The sequence below is a fragment of the Xanthomonas sp. SHU 166 genome (genome assembly GCF_000364685.1).
Lineage (GTDB): Bacteria > Pseudomonadota > Gammaproteobacteria > Xanthomonadales > Xanthomonadaceae > Xanthomonas_A > Xanthomonas_A sontii.
This window is the reverse complement of sequence record NZ_AQOJ01000782.1, coordinates 1-1,758: the sequence shown is the minus strand read 5'-3', so window position 1 is coordinate 1,758 and position 1,758 is coordinate 1. Positions and strand designations below refer to the sequence as shown.

At 68.5% G+C, this 1,758-nt stretch carries 1 protein-coding gene; it reads left to right on the top strand.

The genetic code is table 11. The features are described 5' to 3' along the window. On the top strand, positions 1 to 1,758 hold a 1,758-nt coding region (locus D180_RS18135; protein WP_017913907.1), incomplete at both ends, for an AAA family ATPase.

Below are 1,758 nucleotides of genomic sequence, written 5' to 3'. Positions count from 1 at the left end.
GGCGCGGGCGGCCGCCGCCTACCTGGCGGCCGAACTGGCGCAGGGCGAACCGACTTTCCCGTTCAGCCGGCATGCGCGGGAACTGCTCGATGCGCTGCATGCGCGGCTGGCCGAGGCCGGGCTGCGCGAGCAGTTCGAGCAAGGCCTGGAACGCGTGCGCGGCAAGCTCGGCGCCGCCTGGACGCAGGCCAGCCAGTGGGTGCAGGGCCTGTGCCACGATCCGCGCTTCGCGGTCCACGCCGGCTACGCGCCCGAGGCGGTGGCGATCGCGCTGCTGGCGCCGCGGCTGCGCAGCCGCGCCAGCGAGGTGGCGTTGATGGCCACGGTGGAGGGCCTGCTCGGCGAACATCCGCGCATCGAAGGCGGGCGCCTGCGCCTGGCCATCGACGATTTCCTGGCGCGCCTGCGCCACCACGAGCAGGTGTTCGTGCCCGGCTTCCGCCAGTACCAGGCCCTGCGCCAGCAGGTCATCGCCCGCGAGCGCGAGCAGTTGCGCCTGTCCGAGTTCAAGCCGCGGCCGCTGTCCTCGTTCGTGCGCAACAAGCTGATCAATGAGGTCTACCTGGGCGTGATCGGCGACAACCTGGCCAAGCAGATGGGCACGGTCGGCGAGAACAAGCGCAGCGACCTGATGGGCATGCTGATGCTGATCTCGCCGCCCGGCTACGGCAAGACCACGCTCATGGAGTACGTCGCCAGCCGGCTCGGCCTGGTCTTCATGAAGATCAATGGTCCCGCGCTGGGCCACGCGGTGCGCTCGCTGGATCCGGCGCAGGCGCCGGACGCCACCGCGCGACAGGAATTGCTCAAGCTCAATCTCGCGCTGGAGATGGGCAACAACACCATGCTGTACGTCGACGACATCCAGCACACGCACCCGGAATTCCTGCAGAAGTTCATCTCGCTGTGCGACGGCACGCGCCGCATCGAGGGCGTGTGGAAGGGGCGCACGCGCACCTACGACATGCGCGGCAAGAAGTTCTGCGTGGTGATGGCCGGCAATCCGTACACCGAGTCCGGCGAGGTGTTCAAGATTCCGGACATGCTCGCCAACCGCGCCGACATCTACAACCTGGGCGACGTGCTCGGTGGCATGGAGGAGGCGTTCCTGCTCAGCTACATCGAGAACGCGCTCACCTCCAATCCGGTGCTCGCGCCGCTGGCCACGCGCGAGCTGGCGGACCTGTACCTGCTGGTGGATCGCGCGCGCGGCAAGGAGATCTCCGGCAACGCGCTCAGCCATGCCTACAGCGGCGCGGAGATCAACGAGATCGTGGCCACGCTGCAGCGCCTGCTGCGCGTGCGCGAGGTGGTGTACAAGGTCAACCAGCAGTACATCGCCAGCGCCGCGCAGGACGATCGCTACCGCACCGAGCCGCCGTTCCGGCTGCAGGGCAGCTACCGCAACATGAACAAGCTGGCGGAGAAGGTCTCGCCGGTGATGAACGAGGCCGAGTTGCAGCAGCTGATCTCCGACCACTACCTGGGCGAGGCGCAACTGCTGACCAGCGGCGCCGAGGAGAACCTGCTCAAGCTGGCCGAGTTGCGCGGCGCGATGGGCGCCGAGGAACAGGCGCGCTGGGACCAGATCAAGCGCGACTTCCTGCGCAACAAGGCGATGGGCGCCGATGAGGCCGATGTCGGCGGGCGCATGGTGGCGCAGCTGGCGGACATCGCAGGCGGCCTGCAGGGGCTGCGTGCCGAGCCGAGTCCGGAACCGGCTCGCTGGGAGCAACTTCTTGCGCTGCTGCGGCAGGT